Consider the following 24,375-nt stretch of genomic DNA (forward strand, 5'->3'; position numbering starts at 1 on the left):
ATTTATATGAGAAATTTTACTGCACTTATCGTTATTATCTTATCGCTAAGTTCCTGTAAGAAATCCATTCCTGAACCGGATGCAATTAAATTTCAGGTTTATGCAACGAAGATTGAACATGTAAACCATAATGAGCCAGATATTCTTTACTGGTACCTGCGTGAAGGAAAATCAGGAGCCTATTATTATGTTACTTCAACTAAAAGGCTTTCGGATTTTAGTGAATATAACTTTCATAAATGCACGGAAACTCCTCCCGACTTAAAAAGAGCAGTTCGGCTGGATGACATTGTAGTTTACCTTCACCACCTGACTGGAATTGTTGCTGAAGATATTTAAAATCATTTTTAACGAAAAAAGGAGGCAATTGCCTCCTTTTTTCGTTAACACTAGCTACAAAGCGCTAAGCCTTTTCGGCTTTATTTGCCCGGCTTTTGTCTATTAAGGCATTTATTTGTCCAAGAACGTCGTAAATATCAAATGGCTTGCTTATATAGGCATCTGCAAATGCATCAATTGCTTTTTGTTCACTGTTATTCTGAGCAGACATTACAATGATTGGAATGTGCTTGGTAAAAATATCCGTTTTCAAATCTTCGCAAATTTCTGCACCATTTCCATCCGGCAACATCACGTCCAGCAAAAACAAATCAGGCATTGCATCCTGAATGTTCTTTTTCAATTCCGAAAATGATGATGATAACTGAAGTTCGAATCCTTCTTCTTTTAAAAGAATCTCAATCACGTTTCTGATTTCCTGATCATCTTCTAAAATGTGTATTCTCTTTTTTGACATAATTCAAATTATTGTTTTGGTTTTTATCGGGTAATATTATACGATAGTTACAGTAACACCTAAACTTTCTAAATGTTTTACAATTTGTTCAGAAATTCCTTTGTCTGTTATGATATGGTCGATTTCTTCCAATCCACATATTTTACCAAAGCCCCTCTTTCCAAATTTTGAGGAATCAGCAAGCACAACAGTCTTTTGCGATGCAAGAATCATCTTACGATTCAAATGCGCTTCCATAGCATTGGTGGTGGTTAAACCGAAATCTAAATCGATTCCATCTACACCTAAAAACAACTTATTAAAATAGAAATCGCCTAATACCTGCTCGGCATAACTGCCGGTTACCGACGACGAGCTCTTTCTTAGTATACCACCGAGTTGTATGACTTCGATGCCAGGCGACCGCATTAATTCCAATGCTACATTCAATGCTGATGTAACAACTGTCAGGTTAGCAGATGGCTGGATGTTCTTTGCAAAATACAATACGGTTGTTCCGGATGCAATGGCAATCGAATCGTTGTCTTTTAACAATTCTGCCGCCGCTGCGCCAATTTTATTTTTTTCGGAAGATTGAATTTTTTCCTTCTCATTAACCGGCCGGTCTATTGTATAGGGGTTATTCATGGTTGCTCCGCCATGAGTTCTAAACAGTAGATTTTTATCTTCAAGTAATTTTAAATCCTTTCTGATGGTAACAGATGAAACTTTCAATTCCTTACACAAATCCACAACATTGATATATTGATCTCTCTGTAAACGGCTTATAATTAATTGGTGCCTTTCAGCTAAATTCATCATGATGCAAATACGATTTCGTAATGGGGCAAATTAAACAATTTGTGAAATCATTTAGGTAAACAAATTAATATTTTTTTAAAGCAATACAATATTATTTCGACAACTATTTCATATAATTGCGTATTGTTTCGTTTTATTATTTTTTAGCGCATGAACAGAATCCAGAATCCGGTACTTGATGAAAACGTTATCTATGACATCTTAATAATTGGCGGTGGCGCAACAGGCCTGGGAATTGCTTTGGATGCAGCGAGCAGAGGTTATAAAACCCTTCTCGTTGAACAATCTGATTTTGCAAAGGGAACATCGAGCCGGAGTACTAAACTGGTTCATGGTGGTGTGCGTTATCTCGCCCAGGGCAATATCGGACTGGTAAAACATGCATTAGAAGAGCGCGGACTTTTGCAAAGAAATGCCGCCCACCTGGTTCACAGAGAAGAATTTATCATACCATGTTACAGCAGGTTTTCAGTTATAAAATATTTAACGGGGTTAACGGTTTATGATTGGCTTGCTGGTAAATATAGTTTTGGAAAATCTAAATATCTATCAAAAAAGGAAACCTTAGTGTTGTTGCCGGAACTAAAAACAAAAGGTTTAAAGGGCGCTATACGATATTTTGATGGCAAGTTTGACGACGCGAGGTTAGCCATAAATATTGCGCAAACAGCAATAGAACAGGGCGCTACCCTATTAACCTATACCAAAGTTATTGGCTTGCAAAAAAACGGCGATGCCGTGAATGGAATAATTACTGAAGATGTCATCACGGGTAATAAAAATACTTACTATGGAAAGGTTATAATTAACGCAACAGGCGTTTTTGTAGATGATATTTTAAAAATGAACAGTCCTGATGCTAAAAATATGGTTAGGCCGAGTCAGGGTGTTCATGTGGTCCTTGATAAGAAGTTCATGAATAGTGAATCGGCATTAATGATTCCAAAAACGTCAGACGGCAGGGTGCTGTTTGCTGTGCCATGGCATGAACACATATTGGTTGGCACGACAGATACGCCACTTAATGAGCACAGCCTGGAGCCAAAGGCACTCAAAGAAGAAGTGGATTTTATTTTGAATACTGCCTCAGACTATTTTAATCTAAAACCAACTGAAGGGGATATTTTAAGCGTGTTTTCCGGCTTACGGCCATTAGCCGCGCCAAAACAGGCAGGCACGAACAGTACGAAAGAAATCAGTCGTGATCATAAATTAATTGTGTCTGCAAGGGGGCTGATAACGATAACCGGCGGCAAATGGACCACCTATCGCCGCATGGCGGAAGAAACTGTTGATTTAGCCATCAATGAAGCAAAACTCCAGGCGAAACCTTGTTTAACAAGGGAATTAAAAATACACGGTTGTACCGACTTTAAAGATGGCAGTTATCTGGATATCTATGGAAGTGACAGGATGAATATTGAAGCCCTAATTGCAGAAGATCCGGAACTAAATGCAAAGCTCCATCCCCGTTTTCCTTATGTAAAGGCTGAGGTGGTTTGGGCCATCACAAATGAGATGGCTGAAACTGTTGAAGATATTTTAAGCAGAAGATTAAGGGTTTTATTCATAGATGCACAGGCTGCTATAGAAATGAGCAGAACGGTTGCCGCAATTTTAGCAAAAGCGTTACACGCAAATACAGATTGGGAAGATAACCAAGTTGAAATTTTTAATAAATTGGCTTCGGGTTATATTTATCGGGCCGATAACAAAATAGAGAGAATGGCTTTAGCCAAGTAATACCTAACCAAATTTTAAATTATGAGCAAATATATCTTGTCGCTCGATCAGGGAACCACAAGTTCGAGAGCAATTATTTTTAACCATCAGGGAGAAATTGTAGCCATTGCGCAAAAAGAATTCACACAGATTTACCCGAATGCCGGTTGGGTTGAACACGATCCCATGGAAATCTGGTCTACTCAGTTATCAGTAATGGCCGAAGTAATCGTAAAGGCAGGCCTGGCGGCAAGAGATATAGACTCTATTGGCATTACCAATCAGAGAGAAACTACAGTTATATGGGATAAAGAAACCGGAGTTCCGGTTTATAATGCAATTGTTTGGCAAGACAGAAGAACCTCAGACTATTGCGACGAAATCAGGGCTAAAGGACTAGCGGGTAAAATTCAGCAAAAAACCGGTTTAATAATCGACGCATACTTTTCTGCAACTAAGGCAAAATGGATTTTAGACAATGTGGAGGGCGCAAGAGCAAAAGCGGAATCAGGAAAACTAGCCTTCGGCACCATAGATAGTTGGCTCATCTGGAAGTTAACAGCCGGAAAAAATCACGTTACGGATGTGACAAATGCATCAAGAACGATGCTATACAACATTAATACCCTGCAATGGGATGAGGAATTGCTTGAATTGTTTGGCATACCTAAAGAAATGTTACCCGAAGTAAAATCATCTAGTGAGGTTTATGGCGAAACTGCCGGAAACATCATTGCGGCGAAAATACCAATCGCAGGTATAGCCGGCGACCAGCAATCTGCACTTTTTGGACAGATGTGTACCGAAATAGGAATGGTAAAAAATACCTATGGTACGGGTTGTTTCATGCTGATGAATATTGGCAGTGAAGTCAAAATTTCTTCAAATAACCTTTTGACAACCATTGCCTGGAAAATTAAAGATGAAGTTCATTATGCATTGGAGGGCAGCATTTTCATTGGTGGTGCTGTTGTTCAATGGCTTCGTGATGAACTTGGCTTAATTTCAAAATCGGCCGATGTGGAAGTGCTGGCGAAAAAAGTTCCGGATACACAGGGTGTTTATATTGTTCCGGCTTTCGCCGGATTGGGTGCTCCACATTGGGATCAGCATGCCCGGGGTACGATAACAGGATTAACCAGAGGCACCAATAAATCACATCTGGCAAGGGCGGCTTTGGAAAGTATTGCTTATCAAACCATGGATGTACTTAAAGCAATGGAGGCCGATGCCGGAGTCAGAATTTCAGAACTGCGCGTAGATGGCGGCGCAACCGCGAACAATTTGCTGATGCAATTTCAAGCCGACCTATTGAAAAGCAAGGTTGTAAGACCGGAAGTAACTGAAGTAACCGCCATAGGTGCAGCATACCTGGCTGGTTTGGCAACCGGCTTTTGGGGCAGTATTGATGAAATTCGTTCCCAATGGAAAATAAACCAGACTTTTTCTGCTGCTGAAGGTATTGATAACCGGGAAAGAATAAAAGGCTGGAACAGGGCTGTAAAAGCTGCCCGTGTTTGTTCTCAGGATTAGATAATAATACTACTGATTTTAGACTTTAAAGAAAATAATATGACAGAATTTGTTGCGGAATTTATTGGTACAGCACTGATAATTCTTCTTGGGAATGGTGTAGTGGCCAATGTGGTACTAAAAGGAACGAAGGGAAACGATAGTGGGTGGATGGTTATAACAACGGCATGGGCACTGGCTGTTTTTATTGGTGTGGTTATCGCAGCCCCTTATAGCGGAGCACACCTGAATCCTGCTGTAACGATAGCCTTGGCCATAACACAAAAATTTGCCTGGATAAAAGTTCCTTACTACATAACTGCACAACTATGCGGTGCAATGGCAGGCGCTTTTTTAGTATGGATAATTTACAAAGACCATTTTGATCTGACAGAAGATAAAGGTTTAAAAGCCGCTCCTTTTGCTACATCGCCGGCCATCAGAAATTTAAAATCCAACCTGTTTTCAGAGATCATCGGAACTTTCGTACTTATATTTGTAATATTTTATTTTACCAATGCTGAAATGGGCACTGAAAAAACACCCATCGGATTAGGTTCAATCGGGGCAATCCCGGTTGCATTTTTAGTTTGGGTAATCGGACTTGGCTTGGGCGGCACAACTGGTTATGCAATTAATCCTGTAAGGGATTTAGGTCCAAGGATCATACATGCCATTATTCCTATGAAGGGTAAAGGAAGCAGTGACTGGGCCTATTCATGGGTACCGATTGTTGGACCGGTATTAGGTGCAACTTTGGCCGCTTTACTTTATCTCGCTTTAAATTTTAAATATTAGCATGAATTAAGATCAAAATATTTCTCTAAAAGACGTGCAACTAAAACCAATGTTTAATAACTTTGTTTCTTAAATGATTCATTCATGTTTGAGCGCATGTTTGGGTTTAGATATGGGATAGACTGCAAAGTCTATCCTTTTTTTTATCAGAAATTTTCTTGTACCGTCTAATCAAACATTATACTATTTCTTTTGTTAATGAGACGATAACATTGGTAGGGACCTGAATTCAAGCTTGATACGTGTAAAAGAATGTTATTAATGCAGGATTTATATCCTGCATTTTTTAAATCTCTCCTACAATTTATTAAGCTTACCTAAGCAGATATCATTTCAAATTCCTCATCTGATAAGTTAATTGCTACCGCTTTCAAATTCTCTTTTAAATGGTCAACAGATTTTGTTCCAGGTATCAATAAAATATTCGGAGAACGTTTTAATAACCAAGCCAATGCAATTTGAGCGGTAGTCGCATTATGCCGTTCTGCTATTGATTTGATTTTACTTTCCAGCTTGGAGGGCCCTGATGCAAGAGGATACCAAGGTATAAATGCCAATCCTTGTGCTGCCGTATATTCTAGTACACTTTCCCACTGCCGGTTTCCGATATTGTACAGGTTTTGTACAGATGCGATTGGTAAAATCTCCTGTACCCGCTCTATCTGCTCAATGCTAACTTCGGACAAGCCGACATAACGTATTTTACCTTCCTGTACAGCTTCAACAACGGGTTTTAAAGTTTCTGACACATCTACATTCGGATCTATCCGGTGCAACTGCCATAAACCAATTGAATCCGTTTTTAACCTTTTTAAGCTGCCTTCTATATTTTCACGGATATTTTCCGGCGTACCATTGGGGATCCAGTTATTTGGCCCCGGTCGGTCAAAACCTCCTTTTGTCGCAATCAATATGTCAGATGTATAGGGATAAAGCGCCTCTGCAATCAAAGATTCGTTAAATTTGGGTCCGTAAGCTTCTGCTGTATCTATAAAATTGACACCGCCGGCAACCGCCGCCTGTAAAACTGTCTTTGCATTCTCTCTGTCGTCCACTTCTCCAAAAACGCCTTTTCCTGTCAACTGCATTGCGCCGTAACCCAGGCGGTTTACTTCGAAATCTCCGATTTTGAAAGTTAATGATTTGTTTTCCATTTTTGTGATTAATTATTTAAGGATAAACGGCAATAAGCAACTATTGTTTAATGATTTATATAGCTAGCATTACTAATTGATAAACCCGTGACTTTCATTTTTATAAAACCTTAAACCCGGATGCTTTGTTGTAAAATCAAAAACAACATTAATATGAAAAAATTATTTTACACAGGCATGCTTGCAACAGCCCTATTAACGATGCAAGCCTGCAACAGCGGCTCGAAAGACGCAAAAGAAAATGCAGACAGTTTAAATATGAGTAAAGATACCACAGCAAATGCTGGAGCAACAGGTGGTATCGCGGTAGAAGAAAGCGACGCTAAGTTTGCTACGGAAGCAGCCGTTGGTGGTATGGCAGAAGTTTCCTTAGGTAAACTGGCCCTTGAAAAGTCTACCAATGCATCTGTTAAAGAATTTGCAACCATGATGGTTAACGATCATGGAAAAGCAAATGAAGAGTTGATGAGTATTGCAGCTGCAAAAAACATTACTTTGCCGGCTGATGTAGATGAAGAACATAAGAAAAAAGCAGATGACTTGAGCAAAAAAAGCGGTAGAGATTTTGATAAAGACTATGTTGATGCAATGGTTGACGGCCACAAAAAAACATTAAAATTAATGCAGGATGAAGCTAAAGACGGAAAAGACGCAGAATTGAAGGCATTTGCCGCCAAAACAGCTCCTATTGTTCAGGCGCATCTTGATATGATTAACAAAATTAAAGATGGAATGAAATAGTATCCATTATTTAAATAAGAATAGTAAGTCCTTTCATTTAATGAAAGGACTTTTTTTATTCGAAGATACTTTTTGCTTTAGCGATCGCTTTTTTCAAATCAATACCTTTCCCGAGTACACCTTTAAATAAATCGCCCTCTACCTTCAGCCTGTCCATAGCATTAAAAATATTAAAGTCTTTCATTTCCAGGCCGGGCTTCACCTCATCCCAATGTAAGGGCATGGAAACCGTGGCCCCTATTTTTGGACGTAGTGAGTATGGACCCGCGATCGTCGCCCCTGGTCTGTTTTGTAAAAAATCCAGATACATTTTACCTTTTCTTGCGGAAACCATTCTTTCTAGTGAAGTGTAATCCGGAATTTGCTGTTGAACCAGACTTACAATTAGCTTTGCAAATAGCTGACTCTGATCATAGGAATATTTAGCGTTTAAAGGGATATAAATATGTATGCCTGTAGAACCAGATGTTTTCGGATAGCTTGGCACATCAATTGCATCCAGCACTTTTTTAACTTCCAATGCTGCACTTATAACCTGGTCAAAAGTCGTGTTATTACCCGGATCTAAATCTACTACACAATAATCCGGATTATCAGGATGCTGAACCCGGCTAAACCAGGGGTTCATCTCTATACAACCCAAAGAGGCCATCCATAGTAAACTGTCTACATCTGTACCAACAAGATATTCTTTTTTTTCACCTTCGCCATTTTCATAAGGAAATGTTTGCACCCAATCCGGCGCTTTTCCTTTCACATCTTTCTGGTAAAAGCTTTGGCCATGGATGCCGCCAGGGAATCTGTTGAGCGATTGTGGGCGATCTTTCAGGTAGGGTAAAATATATTCGGCTACCTGATAATAATAATTAAACATATCACGCTTAGTTACCTTATCTTCAGGCCAGTAAATCTTACTTAAATTTGTAAACTTGAGTTCGTGCCCTTTAATTTTCCTAACCTGGGTTTCATCTTTGGGGTTTAGTAATGTCTTTACATTCTTTCTTTCCGGAGGGGAAATTGCATCCGAATGCTTAGCTTCAGTTTTTGATTCTGAACTCTTGGTATCCATAACCTCTTCAGTAGACACTTCTATTTCCCTGGTCACGCTTTTTGCTTTTTTATCTTCGCGCATGCCCTTAAACGATGGGTGCCTGAATACACCATCATCGGTCACTTCTGTAAAGGTTACTTCACAAACCAATTCCGGCTTTAGCCAGGTTGCTTTTGCGTTAGGTGGATTTGGCCTGAACCTAGAAGGTTTATTCACATCTGGAATTAAATCAAATGGGCTTTCATCAATAATTAGTGGCTTAAATTGATCCATCATTGTTTTCTGCAATTTGTCCGAAAATCCGGTACCTACCTTGCCAACATACTGGAGCTTATCTTTTTCATAAACCCCCAACAATAAAGAACTAAAGGATTTTGATGTATTTTCATTTTTTGTAAACCCTGCAATAACGACTTCCTGCCGCTTGTGTACCTTTATTTTCAACCATTCTTTTGATCGATGGTCTGCGCTGTAGAGGCTATCCGATTTTTTTGCAATAATACCCTCCAGTCCCATTCTTTCTGCAGCATCAAAAAAATCAACTCCATTTGCTTTGAAAACTTTGCTTAAACGAACACGGTCATCGTCTTGTGGCAATATATCGCTTAAAATAGCCTGCCGCTGACTTAAAGGCAATTCCATTAAGTTTTTTCCATCGTACCATAGCAAATCGAAAACATAAAAAACGAGCTCGCCATCCGCTTCACTGCGCCAGTTTTGTAACGAACCAAAATTAGATATCCCCTTCTCGTTCAACACCAGAATTTCACCGTCGAAAACCGCATTAATATTCCATTCTTTAAGCAAATCATAAATAGGATAGAATTTATCATTAAAAGATTTATTGTTTCTCGAAAATAAATTAACTTCTTTTTTATTTAAAAATGCCAACGCCCTGTAGCCATCCCATTTCACTTCATATTGCCAGTCCGGATCGTCGAAAGGTTCGTCAACCAGCGTAGCCAACATAGGTTTGATGCCCTCAGGAATTGGCGTTTTCTTTATTTTTTTTAAGCTATTTTTCACGTCTGGTTGCACTTCGGCTTGCTCAGGTTTGATTTTTTTCTCCAACTTATCCTGAGGACTTTTTTGACCAGTTTTAATCTTCTGCTCGCGTCCTTCTTTCCAGACTGCACCAGAAGTTTCCGCCATCGTTTCTATTGTTTTGCCGGACAATACAGATTTATCTTCTTTCGTCACATCCTTTGTAGACGCATAGTCATCCTTGTGCTTTATCAACAACCAGCCGTTTTCACCCATGCCGTGTGTTTTCACCAAAGCAAATTCTCCCTGAAGTTTAGTGCCGTAAAGTTTGATTTTCAATGAACCTTCTTTAAGCTGGTGCATTAAATGCTTTTCCTGCGCTTTCTTACCAACAATATCTTCGATTGGTTCATACGTTCCTTCGTCCCAGACTATCACGGTGCCTCCACCATATTCCCCTTTTGGAATAATGCCTTCAAAATCTTTATAGTCGAAAGGATGGTCTTCAACCATCATGGCCAACCGCTTGGTTTTCGGATCGGTTGATGGCCCTTTAGGAACTGCCCAGCTTTTTAAAACACCGCGCATTTCCAATCTGAAATCGTAGTGAAGTCGGGAGGCATCATGCTTCTGGATTACGAAATAAAGTTTTTCTTTATCCTTATTTTTTCCAGATTTAGGTTCTTTGGTTTTAGAGAAATCGCGTTTAGAAACGTATTTTTCAAGGCTCATAATTAAGTTTTACATTAAAACAATCGGGTTTTACAAAGGTTTTGATGAATTAAACTATGGGCTTTCAGCTTGAAAAGCATCTGCTGGATGTAGAGGTAAAACCAATTACCTAAAAGCATCAATTTATAATGAATCGTGTATGCAAAGTGAGATGTCCGAATCGTTTGAAGGGAATTATGTACTTATGGAGAACACAATGTGGACATACACGGAGGAATTTAATCAGGCATCCTCACCATTCCACTCATCATCATCGGCATGCTTGATTTCGTCATGACTGCCATGAATGGTCATAAACTCGTCGTGATGGTAATTTCGCTCCGGATTTTCCGGCAATTCGCGATCTGGTTCTAAAGCCGATTTTCTTAAGTGCTCTGGTTTTTTGACTTCGGGAAAATCATCATGTATTATTGATGGTTTGAGTATTTTCTTAACCGGATTTGTATTCTCTTCCATAATTGCACGTATAAACAAGCTTAATAGCGCACTAAGTTAACAGTAAATGGCAGTTGATGAAACTATATAAGCAACAAAATTAAAGTCTTCCTGTTTTATCTTAATTCGCAAATTAGCATGAAGATGGAAAATAAGGTTAAAATGACTAAAAAAAATTGCCGGAAATACTATTATTCAACAATAATACCTCCGACAAGTCTATATTTAAAATAACAAAACCTTTATCAGACTAACGTTTATTAGTAATTGCCGGTAACGCCCAGCTCGAGACCCCGGAGTTCGGCTAAGCCGCGTAAACGCCCTATCGCTGAATAGCCCGGGTTTGATTGCTTTGCCAAATCATCCAGCATCTGGTGACCATGATCCGGACGGAAAGGAATTGACTTATCCCTTAAAGCATTCTCTTCAGTTAATGCTTTCATAATTTCGTACATATTTACATCGCCGCCTAAATGGTCTGCCTCATAGAAACTACCATCTTCATCTTTGGTTACATTACGCAAATGAGCAAAGTAGACCCTGTCCTTAACCACATTGAAAATCTCCAGCGCATTATTATCAACACCTGCCCCAAGTGAACCCGTGCAAAAACAAACCCCATTAAAAGGTTTATCAACGTTTTGAAGTATGTAGTTAAAATCATCTATGGTGCTGGCTATTCTTGGCAAACCTAAAATCGGATAAGGTGGATCATCCGGGTGGATGGTCATTTTTATGCCTTCAGTTTCGCAAACATCAGCAATTGACGAAAGGAAATAGACCAGGTTTTCTCTTAAGCCGTTAAAGCCGATCGCAGTATATTCATTAATGCTGCTTCGCAAAGTTTCCAGTTCAATTTCCTTTTCATTTGGTATGCCCATTAATACATTAATACGTAAATCATTGAGTTGCTGCTGGCTTAAAGTTGCAAATTTTGCTTCAGCTCTTTGTAACACCGATTGCGGATAATCAGCCTCAGCACCTGCTCTTTTCAGTATATGCAGGTCGAAAACGGCTAAATCAATCCAGTTAAAATATAATGCTTTCGAACCATCAGTCATTTCCAAATCCAACTGCGTACGTGTCCAGTCCAGCACCGGCATAAAATTGTAGCAAACGGTTCTGATGCCGCAATCAGCTAAATTTTTAAGCGATGCTTTATAATTTTCAATGTATTTATCTGCATCTGATCTCCGGGTTTTGATGGCTTCATGTACAGGCACGCTTTCCACTACCGACCAGGTTAAGCCTGAAGCTTCGATTATTGTTTTTCTCTCCTGAATATCGGCTAAAGGCCATATTTCACCGTGAGGAATGTGGTGCAAAGCGGTTACAATACCTGTTGCGCCTGCCTGTTTCACATCCTGTAAAGTTACCGGGTCGTTTGGTCCGTACCAACGCCAGGTTTGTTCTAATTTTTTAAATTTCGTATCCATATATTATACTCCCGAAAAAGCGCAGAAACCGCCATCAATTGTTATATTTTCGCCGTTTACAAATTTTGAGGCATCACTCAACAAATATATAAGTGCGCCAATTAATTCTTCAGGATTTCCAAATCTATTGTAAGGTGTTTTTGCAATGATCGCATTTCCTCTTGCTGTTAAGCTGCCATCTTCATTGGTTAGTAATGCCCGGTTTTGGTTTGTTATGAAAAAACCGGGAACGATGGCATTCATCCTGACATTATCGCCGTAGCGGTTAGCAAGTTCTACGGCCATCCATTTGGTATAACTATCAATAGCAGACTTTGCCATTGAATAGCCTAATACCCTTGTAATTGCCTGAGATGCCGAAACTGATGAAATGTTCACGATGCTACCACCCTGCTTTGTAATTTCCTTCCCAAAAATCTGGGTAGGTAAAATGGTTCCGAAAAGATTCAGATCAAAAGCTTGCTTTAAAGCCGAAACATTTAAATCAAATATTCCTTTGTCAGGCTGAACAACTGCCTCAGCAACATTTCCACCTGCTGCATTTACAAGTGCATCAATTCTTCCAAATTCCGAAATAATTTTGTCATTGGCTTGCAGCAATGCTTCTTCATCTAAGACGTCAGCAATCAGGTAGATTGCTTTTCCACCATTATTATTCACCTCATCGGCTCTAAATTTTGCGATGTCTTCATTCCGGCCTAAGATGGCAATTGATGCACCTGCGCCAGCAAGTCCATTTACAAAAGCTTCACCCAGTACGCCTGTTGCGCCTGTTATGACAACTACTTTGTCTTTTAAGGAAAAGAGGTTAAATTCTTTGTTCATTTATTTATTATTCAATTACTAATGTGGTTATTGAGTGTGGTAAACTGGTTGTTGTAGCCGCCTGTCCTTTAATCCATAAACTGTATTTCAACTTATCATCAGATTGGTTCATCACAACGACAGCAACTTTACCATCTGTATTTATAAAGGCGGTGGTTTGCAATTTATCGCGGCTTGAAGCAGAGCCAATTCTTTTTGCACCCGGACGGATGAACTTTGAGAAATGACCCATGTAATAAAAAGCATTTGTATAGATTAGTTTATCGTTTTTTGTATCCGCGTGTACTGGTGCGAAACAAAAATTACCAACATGATTTGGTCCTCCGTTTTCATCTAAAAGTATATTCCAATCGGTCCATGCCGCTGTTCCACTATTAAAATCGTTGATTAAAGAGTAACCATAACGCTCGCCCAAAGTCCAGTCATCTAATTTGTTTACATCATATTTTTCTTTGCATCCTTCAGTGAAAATCAAGGCCTTATCGGGATAGGCTTCATGTGTTTGTTTAACATTTCCGAATTGCATGTCACTACCTGTCCATGTTTCGTACCAGTGAAAACCTATTCCCCATACATATTTAGCGGCGTCTTTGTCGTTTAAAATTGTACTGGCCCTTTGAAATATCTGATCGCGGTTATGATCCCAGGCGATTAGCTTCTTTGAGGCTAAACCCGATTTTTGCAGCGTCGGACCTAAAAAGTTTTTGATAAAATCACGTTCTTCTTCAGCGGTGTACACGCAGGACTCCCATCGCTGCTTTGCCATGGGTTCGTTCTGAACACTTAAGCCCCAGATTGGCATCCCCAGGGATTCATAGGTTTTAATGAATTTCACATAGTGGTTGGCCCAGCTTTGTCTGTAAGCAGGAAGCAAATGGCCTCCACCAATTAAACTGTTATTATCTTTCATCCATGCGGGAGGTGACCAGGGACTAACAAAAAGCGTTAATTTGCCTCCGGCAGCTTTAATTGCATCTTTAATTAAGGGAATTTTGAACTGTTTATCATGGTCAACATTGAATGTTTTCAAATCCTTATCGTTATCCTGAACGTAAGTATAACTTCCGCTTGAAAAATCACAGCTTGCTATATTTGTGCGGGCTAAAGTATAACCAATGCCGCTTGATGGATTATAATACATCTCCATCAATTCATTTTGATTTTTTTTAGAAAGTTTGGCAAATGTTTCTGCAGAGGCGTCCGTCAAAGCGCCGCCAATACCCACCATGGTCTGATATTTAACCGTTGGATCAATAAAAACGCAAGGTTCCGTTTCAAAAGGTTGTTTGTTTTCTGCAAATGTTAAGGTCTCTGTTTTACGGATGCGATAATCAGAGTTTTGAGCAGTAACATAAACTGAGACTTTTTTATTGCCTACCGTGTAGCTTTGAATCGTTTTAGCAATATTTCTTGTTCCTTTTTTTAATTGAGCATTTGCACTAAATGCTGTTGCTATAATTAAAAATAAGCTTAGTTTTTTTTTCATTCTATTGGCTCGTTTAAGGTATAGGATTTTGATTACAATTGAAAATATAATTTAGCCCGAAGCTATTTTAAGCTTTTGTTGATTTGATTTAGGAGATAACCGTTCATATCTGATGAATATTCCCAGAACATTACGCCACCCATATCATTCTTCAAAACATATTTACATTTCTCTCTAACGGATGCTTCATCGTCATAAGTCAGGAATTCTTTAGTTGTGGCATTGTACAGGTATGGCGCCTTAGCTTCTTTATCGCGGTAAGCTATAAAACCACGTTTATTGATTAAACTATCTTTTATAAAAGTATAGCCTTTTCCAAACTTACTGGTTAAAACAGAATCACCTAAACCAATTGTTGCGTTATTTTTTAATGTAAAAGCCCTGCTGTAAAAAGCAATGCCCATAACCAATTTTTTTGCTGGAACACCAGCGGCGAGGTATTCTTTAAAGGCTTTATCTGCACTACTGTTTGAGAGAACCGTTTTAGATGCATAAAGATTGGTATGGTGGCCAGCTATTCTACCATTGTAAAAATCATATGTCATTAAGTTTACATAATCTAAATACTGTTGCACTTTATCCATCTCTGTATGGTTTATAAAATCTGTAAAACCGCCCGCTGCAATGGTTAACAGTTTCTTTTGTTTTGTGCGCTTCTGTAAGTTGTCGAGTTGCAAACGGAGCTCTTTGAGCATTAATGTGAAATTCTGTTTATCTTCATTTCGATAAACATTACCCTCTTCGCCGGAAATTCCCGGATATTCCCAGTCGATGTCTATACCATCAATTTTATATTTTTCAATGATGGCGACTGCACTGGTGGCAAAGGATTTTCTGGCTGTATCAGAAAGTGCAGCATCAGAGAAATTTTCACTCCATGACCAACCCCCTATGGAGATGAGTATTTTTAAGTCAGGATTTTGCTCTTTTAACTTGTTGAGGTTGTTTAAATTTACGGTGTCTGTGGCCTCACGCTGCAAAAATGCGCGGTTATCTTTAACATTTACAAAAGCATAATTAATGTGTGTCAGTTTTTTTGGTTGTATATGACTTAAATCCGCCAGGCCATTATATCCGCCAACATAACCTATTACTACTTTTTTTTCCAGCTGTTTGGGAAACATAGCCATAAACAGGGCTACACATAATAAGGCGATTGCATTTAAAGAATTTACAAGCTTCATAAATTTATTTTTTACTTCTCAATAATGCTTCGAGATAATAGTAATCGGCATAATTTATAGGGACATCGACTTCGGAGTTAGCCGGACGATGTCCTGTGCTATGATCCAGTATAAAACCGTAATTTTTACCGGGATTACTTACATATTTGGTACTTAAAGAATAGAGTATTTTATCTGCGGCAGTTTTATATCTTTTTGAGTCTTTACTGTATCCGGCAAGCTCATAAAGTGCAGATGCGGTAATTGCAGCGGCAGAAGCGTCTCTGGAAACATGTGGAATTTTAGGATCATTGTAATCCCAGTAAGGAATACCATCGGCAGGCGTGATTTTCGAACTTAAAATAAAATTAGCTATGCCATCTGCCTGCGCCAGATAAGCTTTACTTTTTGTTGCCCTAAAACACATTGTATATCCATATAATGCCCATGCCTGACCGCGGGCCCAGGCAGATTCATTGGCATAGCCCTGGGCGGTAAGTTTTTGCAAAACATGTCCATTTGTCGTTGTATCATAATCAATTACATGATATGAGCTAAAGTCAGGCCGGAAGTGGTTTTTAATTGTGTTATCAGCATGAGTAACTGCAATTTTGTAAAATGATGAATCGCCTGTGAATTTTGTGGCTTCAAAAAGTAGTTCCAGATTCATCATGTTATCAATAATCACCGGATATTTCCATTTATCGCCGTTATGATCCCAGGATTTGATTACACCTGCTGTTTTATTAAATCTTGTAGAAAGCGATTTAGCAGCCTGGATAATAACCGCACGATAAGCGGTATCTTTCGTAAGTTTATAACCGTTTCCGAAAGGACAGTATATCATGAAACCTAAATCGTGGGTACCACGGTTAAATTGTTCCTTTTTAATGTCTTCAGTATATTTTTTCGCCAGATTGAGCCATTTTTTATCTTTGGTATATTGATAAAAATACCATAGTTCGGCCGGAAAAAAGCCACTTGTCCAATCTCTGGAAACAACCATCTTAAACTGACCTTTTTCTACTGTCCTCGGCGATACCAGATTTGGTTTTACTTTTCGCGAGGAATCTACGTTTTTGATAAGGATTTCTGTTTGTATTGCTGCTGACTCAAATGCCTTTTTAACGTTAGTCTTTTGCGCATTTACTGTACTGATTATCAAAGAGAATAACAGTATTATTTGAATTTTTAGTTTCATATTATAACCAGATTAAAGGATTGCGGATCGGCAGATTTCTTATAACCTCTTCTACCTGAGGATTGTGATCTAATTTTTTCCAGGTTTCAAACCAGTTTTGTTGCTGATAAGCGTTGGCACCAAATACCAAAAACGGCTGTGCAACCGGCCAGTTTTCCCAATACATTACATCTGGTTTTAAAGGCCATTTGCTCTTATCCGCGATATAGGGGTAAAGATAATTAATTCCTTTTCTGATTGATTTACCATCAGGTGTTTCAAAATTCCAAAGGTTATCTTTCGGCGAAGACAAAATCTGACATAGCATCGTCATCGCATCCAGATTAAAAATAGAATAGCCATAGGGTTTTGTGCGGGCCATTTCTAAGGGAAAGCTTCCATCTGTAGCCATTTGGTTTGGCAATAAATTCGTTTTTAAATTATTCTTGATAGAGTCAAGCATGTTGTTATCATCGCAAAGTTTAGCAAATGATGCCACCTGCATAGCCCAGCAGGTGGCATGGTTGTTTTTCACTGTCTTCTCCTGTATGCCCGGTTTTGAGGTATTAAGCCATAAAATATAATCTGCAAACCATTTCTTAACGCCTTCCACTGTCTTTTTGTCAAATGATTTTGCACCCTCCATAACCAAAGCACCCTGTGCAACTTCCATTAGGTGTATGGTATCAATAATACCGTAATTACGACCGGTAAACTTGCCTTTAACAGCTTGCGCAAAAAGTAAATTTGGGTTCATCAGGGTTTCCGGATTAATAAACCAGGCCTTAAAATGAACTATGGCTTGTTTTACATATTTTTCATCGCCAGTAATTTTGTATGCAGAAGCCAGGCTACCTATAATTTTACTGAAACGAACCATAGCTTTCCTGTGATCCAGGAAGTTATCTGGGTTAGTTAAACCATCCCTATTGATATATGGGCCGTCAGGATTTTTTGGATCCGGCCAGAAATAATCTGCTTCTGAGAAGAAATCATGTTTTCCGCCTGCACTCCTGGGTGAAAAAGAAGCTGTAACCGTGATTGGTTTTTGCTTCATTGCCCAGGCTGCGTCAATTAAAATCTGTTTCTTTAATACTATAGCCACTTGTTTCTTCGCATCTAGGATTCTTAATATAGATTTAAAATCTTTAAATGCAGTAGCTGTTAAGTAAAGTAAAGTAATCAAAGCAAATGATGTTATTTTTTTCATATTATAATTCTGTAAAGACGCTAGGCAATCCATCTGATTTAACAGAAACCACACTTTTGCCTTTATTTAAATTAATGTTAATTATTGCTCTTCCATTATAAGCCTGAACTTTCCTTGAACCCGATGAGGTCCCCAGATTGTCGATTAATTTTCCATCACCGGTTAAACCAAAGTTTATCCAGTTTATCGCATCAAGACATTGCACACCATTATTATCGAAGAGCTTTACTTCGACCGTCGCCACATCGCCTTGTTGCGCTATTTTTTTTAACTCCATTTTTGAAGGCTTGGTCCATTTTTCAGTTTGATAAACGAACTTTACTTCGTCAGTAACCAATGTCTTGCCTTTTCTGGCAATAACCTTGATCGTATTTTCACCTTTAACAAAAGGCAGATTCCAGCGCAAACCAGCTGAGGGATAATCCTGACTATTTCGTTTCTTTAAACCAAATGATTTACCGTTTAAAAATATTTCGGCTTCCGTGCAATTAGAATACACTTTAACCATTTTTTCTTCCCCTTCATCGCCCCAGCGAACCGGCCAGCTATGTCCATAAATATGAACCATGGGCTGCTCTGTCCAATAAGATTGAAAGACATAATAAGCTTCCTTTTTGGTAAAATCGCGTTCCACTACGCCCTTCTGATTCATATAAGGCACAGGGTTATCCGGACGTACGGGTGTTGAAAAATCTTTGAAGGGCCAGTATGCGGTACCACTCAGCCATGGCATAATCTCCTGCTCTTTTAAATGCCAGTCGATAAGGTTTGTAATATAGGATTCACTCCAGTCGCCATCCTTGGATATTCTTGCTGCGCCACCATACAGCGAAGCATCCCCCGCTCTTTCATCGGCGCTACCGCCAGTTTTAATTTTACTTAAAGCTTTATCCGGATTTTCTGAGTGGCGTAATGCATGACTATCACCGCCCCATTCAACATGTAAAAAGCGTTTAACCTTTTTAAATTCATCTTCCGATACCTGTTTGTAGTCCGTATAGGCGCCACGGTACCATCCAGCCCAGATGGAAGGCGAATAAACATCGACAATGTCGCTACAAAAATCGCATCGCCTGATGGCTGTATAACGAGAAGCATCGAGTTTATGAGAGATATTATTGAGTTCCTTCATAAACGTCCTGATTTTTTCTTTATCAAATTCAGGAAAATCTCCTGGCCAGTCATTTTCATTGCCTAATCCCCAGATAATTATAGAAGGATGATTATAGTGCTGCTCAATCATATTTTTGAGCATGGCTCTGGCTTGATTTTTATAAACGTCACCTCCAAGGCCTCCACGGCACCATGGAATTTCTTCCCAGACCAGAATACCCAGACTATCACAAAGATTAAGTACAATTCTTGATTGTTGATAGTGACCAAGACGGATAAAATTTACGCCCATGTTCTTCATCATTATCATTTCCTTGCGGATAAGGTCTTCAGTCATCGCGGCGGCAACTCCGGCATGGTCTTCGTGCCGGTGCGTTCCTCGGAGCAGCAATCGCTTTCCATTTAATTTAAAAGGCCCCTTTTCAACAAAGTTGATGTTTCGGAAACCAATCTTTTCTTCGCCTTTAAAATTGCCATCTGCGAAATTAACTTCATATTTTAAAGTGTATTGAACCGGATGATCAGTTGTCCATAGCAATGGCTTTTTTAAACTGAATTTCCATAAATCTAAATCACCGGAAAGCGCGCTTAGCTTCTTTTCTGATTTGGAAACGATTTTACCTGTGGGATCAATCAGTTTCAATTGAACAGTTGCATCTCTGATACTTAGTGGATTATAAAACCTCGTCCTTACATTTAATTCACCCTGTCTTCCTAAGGAATCAACCGATGCTTTAGCGAACACTTTGTCAACAGAAAGCACTGGCACATAAACCAAGTTAAGGTAACGGTAAATCCCTCCATAAACATTGAAATCAGATAAATCCGACGGTATCATTTCTAAATCCCTGGAGTTATCTGTACGGATTGAAACCGGCACTTTTCCTTTGAACTGTTTGTTGAATACATCAGTTTTTTTAAATGCTTCAACCGCATCGGTAATGTCTACCGTCCATTCATCGTAGCCGCCCAGATGCGTACCCACTTTTGTTGTATACACATAAACCTCTGTTTTTTGTCCGGCGCCTTCAAAATGCAAAATAGTTCTTCCTTTTTGGTAAGGGTTAGAAACGGCGAGTTGTGTGCGGTACCAGGCAGGCCCCTGGTAATAATTTACATCCGGATCCACCGCCTCTTCTGCATTTACACAATGTGGCAAATTTACTTGCTGCCATAGCGGAACGGCTTCCGGATTGCCGACACCCACAGGGCGTACAGCTTCCCATATACCACCCAAATCATGCTTTAAAAACTCCCAGTTATTATTTAACCTAACACTTCGCTGTGCATTAGCTAAGAAACTGATAAACAGTAATATTATTAGAATTATATATTTATTATTCTTAAACATAATCATTGAGAATTAAATATTTAAACGCAACTTCTTTTTCTCTAAAAAAGATACAATACCGATAACTAAGAAGGCGATAAAAAAAGATCGGAATATGCCACCGATTCCTGTATTCAACAAATGAGGAAACCGGAAATGAATCAAACTAAAAATTGAATACAGCAGATATGGAATCAGGTAGCAGGTAAGCGTGCTTGTACCAGCAGGTTTAATCAATTTAAACAGATCTTTTTTCTGTTTAGAATCGATAAGGTAAACGAGTAATTCGAACACAAGGGTGGTTATACCCATGCAAATGAAAACCCAGGCGGGGGTTGCATAGATTTTAGAAATCCCTCCAGTCAACGGCCGGATGAGTGACCCGAAAATGATTGAGAATGCACCGGATAAATTTAATATTATCCAGAAGTATCTGTCTTTCCCCCTCGCAACAAGGAGCTTATATAATGAAGATATTAAAACACCGCCTAGCATAAGTGTTATGGCTGATCCACTGCCAACGAACGGGATTTGTAATTTCAGCAAACCCATGTGTGCAGATACATTCATAGCAGAAAAAAACAAAAACACAAGGACCAGTAAACTAAACTTCCCTTTTAAAACCAGGTAGACAAATGCGGTAATTAAATAAGCCCAGCCAATGATTCCTAGAATACCCCACCAATGTGGTTTTAATGGTTCACGATGCTCAGGAGTGCCGCCTTTATAAAGCAATGCAAGAAACGCTAATATGATGATACCAGATAGTATCAAAATCTTTTTCTTCCCCTTAGAAAGGGTATCAGGATAATCCAGCCAAATCAAGAAAAATGAAACAGTGAGTATAATCGTGTAAACTGGATATGGCAAAAAAGCCTCTGCTGAATTATAATTCTCAAGATTGACATGAAAAAAGCCCATTAAGATTAAAGCAAGAGAACGGAGTAATATGTAACTAGAAATACTAGCAAAAGATTTTCCTTTGTCTAACCTGGTATCAATAGCAAAGGGCAATGATAGTCCTACTATAAACAAAAAAGCAGGAAAAATTACATCAGAAAAGCCCATTCCATCCACATCTGCCGGGGTATGTTCAATCCAGTGTGGAATATTCGAAACGCCAGCCACGTCGTTAACAAAAATCATCAGGAACATGGTTATTGCTCTTAATACATCGATTGATAATATACGTGATGATAACTGACTCATTTTTAAAAATATACTTAATAAATTTTTCTTAATTGAATAGCATTTAAAATGGGTTTTCCTTCAATTGGCATAAAACCGATTGATATGCCTTTTCCATTTGTAATCGTTAATCTTGTTTTCTTTTGCACCGCTTTTGTATAGCCAAAATCTGCAGCGAGGTTTAGCTTTTGCATAAATGGCTGGCCATTAATCGATACATTAAAAATGCGCTGTTCTACAACTTCCTTTTTGTGGTTATTATCTAAATTATAAGCCAAAGCTTCCTTTGCATCGCCACCGACCAATTCTGCAAAATGTAAGGTTAGCTCATACTCACCATCGGGCACATCGAATTTAAATTGTTGGATGCCAACTTGCTGGGTTTGATAAACTGGGTCGTTATCCGTTTCAAGGATATTTTTATCACTTCCGTATAGAATTCTGTTGTTTGTTCCTTTGTAGGGTTCTCCTCCTATCCAGCCCCAGGCGCCCGGTTTGTAAGCTTGGTCCGGAATCCATAACTGTTGCTGCTTTTCATCGATGTAATATCTTTTGGAGCCTAAAAGAATGTTCATATTGTTGAATGGAATCTTATCTGAGAACTTAAATGGCTCAACCTGGAAATTGATGTCTGCATTATCAATAAGCGCTCCTGAAAGAACTTTTAATTGGTTTGTACCATCTTCGAAAGGCACTTTCCAATCGCATATGTGGTCGACAGCAACTTTAGTTCCCATACTTTTTCCATTAAGAAATAATTCCGCCGACTTTTGATTTGTAGCAACCTGAATATTCTGTGTACTAACCGAAGTAGAAGAATCGGCTATTCCAACTCTGTGTTTCCACTGAACTGAGGTAATTTTTAAATAGGGCTTATCGGAAAGATAGGCCTTGTACAGGTAGTATGTATCTTTTGGCTGCCTGCCAATCGTTAATAATCCCTTATTGTTGATGTGCGGCATGGTTTCCTCACGTGTTTCCGAATTAAAATCGGCCAAGTTCCAGGCCATTCCACCAGCAACGAAAGGCCTTTCGAGCATGGCATTCAAATAAGTCTGGTGGAATTTAACAGCATACTCCACACTTTTATCGAAACGAACCGGTTGGAAAGAACGAATCCGGGGATCGGCATCGGCACCATACTCTGTCACCATAAAAGGCGTATTGGGCAACTCTTTATGATGGCGATCTAAAAATTTAGCAAAATCTGCTGGCATTCCGGAATACCAGCCGGAATATAAGTTCCAACCAACTATCATCGGAATTTTAGTTAAGCCAACTTTATTATAAAGGTCCCAGGCGCCATGGTTAACCAACAATGTATACCTTGAAGGATCTTCCTTTCTGGTTAAATCATCCAATTTCTGGGCCAACTCCCGGATGTGGTCATAATAAATTTGCTGGCGTGGTTTATCGTTCGAAAACTTAGGCCGCAACAAAACCTCATTCATATAGGCCCAGGCGACAATACTGGGGTGATTGAAGTTCTGCCTTATCATTTCCCTTTGCATGTTCAGGCAGTTGTTCGTAAAAGCTTCGGATTCGGTAATGGTGTTCACTACAGGTATTTCGACTGAAGCCAGGATCCCCAACCTATCGCAGGCCTCCAATATCATTGGATCCTGCGGATAATGTGCAACCCTTAAAAAGTTGCCGCCCATTTCTTTAAGTAGTTCGATATCTCTAATTTGCAAGGCGTCGGGTACCGCATTTCCTAAATGCTCATAATCCTGGTGGCGGCTCGCCCCAATAATTTTAAGTGGTTTACCATTAAGAAAAAATCCTCTTTCAGCATCGAATTTAAACCACCTAAAACCTAAAGGATTAGATACTTCATCTAAAACTGTCTTCGTTTTGACGTCGATAATCCTCGAAATCACACGATATAAATATGGGCTTTCAGGCGACCAAAGTTTGGGATGTTTAATTGAATTAAAGTTCTGATTTATAGTTTTTAGCTCTCCCGAAACTACATTAACAAAAGAGATTTGAGATGCAACTGCCTTACCATTAGCATTAATTAAAGTACTATGAATTTGTATTTTTTTTGCTGATGTAGATGAATTGTCTATTAAACTCCTTATCTGAACGCTCGCCTTTTCGGCCGAAACATCGGGCGTGGTAATGTACACACCAGAACTAGCATTGTCATTTTTAGAAAAATGAATTGGTTCTGTAATTAATAAACTAACGTTTCGGTATATGCCGCCAAAAAAGGTAAAATCGGCTGTTAGTGGCGGGATATCTTCATTAAAACGATTATTTGCTCTTACTTCAATTAAATCGTTTGTATAATTTAAAAATTTGGAAATCGGAACGATGAATTTAGTGTAACTCCCAATGTGTCTGGCTGCAGGTTTTCCATTAACTAAAACTTCGGATTCCTGCGCTATACCATTGAAAACGAGGTAAATTTGCTTTCCTTTTGCAGCCGCATCCAGATTTAATTTTTTCTTATAGATACCTAATCCGCGATAATAACCTGGTTCATCGTCCAAAACATCAAACGCATTCCACGTATGTGGCAGATTTACTTTTTCCTTTGCTCCGTTGTCTTTCTGAAATTCCCAACCATCGTTCAGACTGATGTTATTTTGAGCCTCGACCGATAAACTGAAAGTAAAAAGCATTGCTGAAACAAGCAAAAGATGTAATTGTTTTAATGATTTGGGATGGTTAGTTTTTATCACGGATTTGATATTATAAAATTTTGACTGC

19 protein-coding genes are annotated in these 24,375 nt (G+C 39.0%); 5 read left to right on the forward strand and 14 right to left on the reverse strand.

The annotated features are described in order from the left end of the window. Window positions 1-6: 6 nt before the first annotated feature. Complete coding sequence (locus ASF92_RS18115; RefSeq protein ID WP_056096582.1) at window positions 7-339, forward strand: hypothetical protein; 333 nt, start codon at window positions 7-9, stop codon at window positions 337-339. A gap of 64 nt (window positions 340-403) precedes the next feature. Here ASF92_RS18115 and ASF92_RS18120 read toward each other — a convergent pair whose 3' ends face one another. Together ASF92_RS18120 and ASF92_RS18125 are read right to left on the reverse strand one after the other, a co-directional pair. After that, complete coding sequence (locus tag ASF92_RS18120) at window positions 404-796, reverse strand: response regulator transcription factor (RefSeq protein WP_056096585.1); 393 nt, start codon at window positions 794-796, stop codon at window positions 404-406. A 36-nt stretch (window positions 797-832) separates the two neighbouring features. After that, window positions 833-1,597 carry a DeoR/GlpR family DNA-binding transcription regulator gene (locus ASF92_RS18125; RefSeq protein ID WP_056096588.1) on the reverse strand — a complete coding sequence of 255 codons (765 nt, stop codon included), beginning with the start codon at window positions 1,595-1,597 and terminating at the stop codon, window positions 833-835. Between the two features lie 150 nt (window positions 1,598-1,747). Here ASF92_RS18125 and ASF92_RS18130 point away from each other — a divergent pair, with 150 nt between their 5' ends. Genes ASF92_RS18130 through ASF92_RS18140 form a run of 3 tightly spaced genes read left to right on the forward strand, consistent with a single transcriptional unit; the run spans window position 1,748 to window position 5,629 of the window. After that, window positions 1,748-3,340 (forward strand): glycerol-3-phosphate dehydrogenase/oxidase, encoded by a 1,593-nt coding sequence (locus ASF92_RS18130; RefSeq protein WP_056096592.1) that lies wholly within the window; start codon window positions 1,748-1,750, stop codon window positions 3,338-3,340. Window positions 3,341-3,361: 21 nt separating this feature from the next. Beyond that, window positions 3,362-4,852 carry a glycerol kinase GlpK gene (glpK, locus tag ASF92_RS18135; protein ID WP_056096595.1) on the forward strand — a complete coding sequence of 497 codons (1,491 nt, stop codon included), beginning with the start codon at window positions 3,362-3,364 and terminating at the stop codon, window positions 4,850-4,852. A 39-nt stretch (window positions 4,853-4,891) separates the two neighbouring features. Further along, a complete protein-coding gene (locus ASF92_RS18140) occupies window positions 4,892-5,629 on the forward strand; it encodes an MIP/aquaporin family protein (RefSeq protein ID WP_056096598.1) in 738 nt (245 codons plus the stop codon). A 317-nt stretch (window positions 5,630-5,946) separates the two neighbouring features. Here ASF92_RS18140 and ASF92_RS18145 read toward each other — a convergent pair whose 3' ends face one another. Further along, on the reverse strand, window positions 5,947-6,783 hold the full coding sequence (locus ASF92_RS18145; protein ID WP_056096600.1) for an aldo/keto reductase: 837 nt from the start codon (window positions 6,781-6,783) through the stop codon (window positions 5,947-5,949). A 153-nt stretch (window positions 6,784-6,936) separates the two neighbouring features. Here ASF92_RS18145 and ASF92_RS18150 point away from each other — a divergent pair, with 153 nt between their 5' ends. Beyond that, window positions 6,937-7,524, forward strand: a complete 588-nt coding sequence (locus tag ASF92_RS18150) for a DUF4142 domain-containing protein (RefSeq protein WP_056096603.1) — start codon at window positions 6,937-6,939, stop codon at window positions 7,522-7,524. A gap of 55 nt (window positions 7,525-7,579) precedes the next feature. Here the strand turns inward: ASF92_RS18150 and ligD are convergent, their stop codons facing one another. The 11 genes from ligD to ASF92_RS18205 form a co-directional block, all read right to left on the reverse strand. Beyond that, complete coding sequence (gene ligD, locus ASF92_RS18155; protein ID WP_056096605.1) at window positions 7,580-10,291, reverse strand: DNA ligase D; 2,712 nt, start codon at window positions 10,289-10,291, stop codon at window positions 7,580-7,582. Window positions 10,292-10,513: 222 nt separating this feature from the next. Further along, window positions 10,514-10,747, reverse strand: a complete 234-nt coding sequence (locus tag ASF92_RS18160; protein ID WP_056096608.1) for a hypothetical protein — start codon at window positions 10,745-10,747, stop codon at window positions 10,514-10,516. A 239-nt stretch (window positions 10,748-10,986) separates the two neighbouring features. Continuing rightward, a complete protein-coding gene (gene uxuA / locus ASF92_RS18165; RefSeq protein WP_056096611.1) occupies window positions 10,987-12,162 on the reverse strand; it encodes a mannonate dehydratase in 1,176 nt (391 codons plus the stop codon). A gap of 3 nt (window positions 12,163-12,165) precedes the next feature. Next, complete coding sequence (locus ASF92_RS18170) at window positions 12,166-12,987, reverse strand: SDR family oxidoreductase (protein WP_056096614.1); 822 nt, start codon at window positions 12,985-12,987, stop codon at window positions 12,166-12,168. Window positions 12,988-12,994: 7 nt separating this feature from the next. Then, on the reverse strand, window positions 12,995-14,473 hold the full coding sequence (locus ASF92_RS18175) for a glycoside hydrolase family 30 beta sandwich domain-containing protein (protein ID WP_056096616.1): 1,479 nt from the start codon (window positions 14,471-14,473) through the stop codon (window positions 12,995-12,997). Between the two features lie 62 nt (window positions 14,474-14,535). Further along, entirely contained in the window at window positions 14,536-15,657 is a 1,122-nt protein-coding gene (locus tag ASF92_RS18180) for a glycoside hydrolase family 18 protein (protein ID WP_056096620.1), read from the reverse strand. Between the two features lie 4 nt (window positions 15,658-15,661). Then, the gene (locus ASF92_RS18185; protein ID WP_056096625.1) at window positions 15,662-16,837 is read right to left on the reverse strand and encodes a glycoside hydrolase family 88 protein; all 1,176 of its coding nucleotides are present in this window, start codon (window positions 16,835-16,837) and stop codon (window positions 15,662-15,664) included. A gap of 1 nt (window position 16,838) precedes the next feature. Beyond that, the gene (locus ASF92_RS18190; protein ID WP_082489612.1) at window positions 16,839-18,026 is read right to left on the reverse strand and encodes an alginate lyase family protein; all 1,188 of its coding nucleotides are present in this window, start codon (window positions 18,024-18,026) and stop codon (window positions 16,839-16,841) included. A gap of 1 nt (window position 18,027) precedes the next feature. Further along, on the reverse strand, window positions 18,028-20,496 hold the full coding sequence (locus ASF92_RS18195) for a glycoside hydrolase family 2 TIM barrel-domain containing protein (RefSeq protein WP_056096628.1): 2,469 nt from the start codon (window positions 20,494-20,496) through the stop codon (window positions 18,028-18,030). 6 nt (window positions 20,497-20,502) lie between these two features. Beyond that, window positions 20,503-21,678 carry a DUF5009 domain-containing protein gene (locus tag ASF92_RS18200; protein ID WP_056096631.1) on the reverse strand — a complete coding sequence of 392 codons (1,176 nt, stop codon included), beginning with the start codon at window positions 21,676-21,678 and terminating at the stop codon, window positions 20,503-20,505. A 14-nt stretch (window positions 21,679-21,692) separates the two neighbouring features. Next, window positions 21,693-24,347, reverse strand: coding sequence for a glycoside hydrolase family 2 TIM barrel-domain containing protein (locus tag ASF92_RS18205; protein WP_231729861.1), 2,655 nt, complete (start codon window positions 24,345-24,347; stop codon window positions 21,693-21,695). Between the last annotated feature and the right edge of the window lie 28 nt (window positions 24,348-24,375).

Origin of the sequence: Pedobacter sp. Leaf176, from assembly GCF_001424305.1 — a bacterium.
Lineage (GTDB): Bacteria > Bacteroidota > Bacteroidia > Sphingobacteriales > Sphingobacteriaceae > Pedobacter.

Excerpts from the sequence above, each read along its gene's own strand:
- ASF92_RS18195 (WP_056096628.1), bottom strand. The coding sequence starts at position 20,496 with ATGATTATGTTTAAGAATAATAAATATATAATTCTAATAATATTACTG.
- ASF92_RS18160 (WP_056096608.1), bottom strand. The coding sequence starts at position 10,747 with ATGGAAGAGAATACAAATCCGGTTAAGAAAATACTCAAACCATCAATA.
- uxuA (WP_056096611.1), bottom strand. The coding sequence starts at position 12,162 with ATGGATACGAAATTTAAAAAATTAGAACAAACCTGGCGTTGGTACGGA.
- ASF92_RS18125 (WP_056096588.1), bottom strand. The coding sequence starts at position 1,597 with ATGATGAATTTAGCTGAAAGGCACCAATTAATTATAAGCCGTTTACAG.
- ASF92_RS18120 (WP_056096585.1), bottom strand. The coding sequence starts at position 796 with ATGTCAAAAAAGAGAATACACATTTTAGAAGATGATCAGGAAATCAGA.
- ASF92_RS18130 (WP_056096592.1), top strand. The coding sequence starts at position 1,748 with ATGAACAGAATCCAGAATCCGGTACTTGATGAAAACGTTATCTATGAC.
- ASF92_RS18170 (WP_056096614.1), bottom strand. The coding sequence starts at position 12,987 with ATGAACAAAGAATTTAACCTCTTTTCCTTAAAAGACAAAGTAGTTGTC.
- glpK (WP_056096595.1), top strand. The coding sequence starts at position 3,362 with ATGAGCAAATATATCTTGTCGCTCGATCAGGGAACCACAAGTTCGAGA.
- ASF92_RS18175 (WP_056096616.1), bottom strand. The coding sequence starts at position 14,473 with ATGAAAAAAAAACTAAGCTTATTTTTAATTATAGCAACAGCATTTAGT.
- ASF92_RS18150 (WP_056096603.1), top strand. The coding sequence starts at position 6,937 with ATGAAAAAATTATTTTACACAGGCATGCTTGCAACAGCCCTATTAACG.
- ASF92_RS18115 (WP_056096582.1), top strand. The coding sequence starts at position 7 with ATGAGAAATTTTACTGCACTTATCGTTATTATCTTATCGCTAAGTTCC.
- ASF92_RS18180 (WP_056096620.1), bottom strand. The coding sequence starts at position 15,657 with ATGAAGCTTGTAAATTCTTTAAATGCAATCGCCTTATTATGTGTAGCC.
- ligD (WP_056096605.1), bottom strand. The coding sequence starts at position 10,291 with ATGAGCCTTGAAAAATACGTTTCTAAACGCGATTTCTCTAAAACCAAA.
- ASF92_RS18145 (WP_056096600.1), bottom strand. The coding sequence starts at position 6,783 with ATGGAAAACAAATCATTAACTTTCAAAATCGGAGATTTCGAAGTAAAC.
- ASF92_RS18200 (WP_056096631.1), bottom strand. The coding sequence starts at position 21,678 with ATGAGTCAGTTATCATCACGTATATTATCAATCGATGTATTAAGAGCA.
- ASF92_RS18185 (WP_056096625.1), bottom strand. The coding sequence starts at position 16,837 with ATGAAACTAAAAATTCAAATAATACTGTTATTCTCTTTGATAATCAGT.
- ASF92_RS18140 (WP_056096598.1), top strand. The coding sequence starts at position 4,892 with ATGACAGAATTTGTTGCGGAATTTATTGGTACAGCACTGATAATTCTT.
- ASF92_RS18190 (WP_082489612.1), bottom strand. The coding sequence starts at position 18,026 with ATGAAAAAAATAACATCATTTGCTTTGATTACTTTACTTTACTTAACA.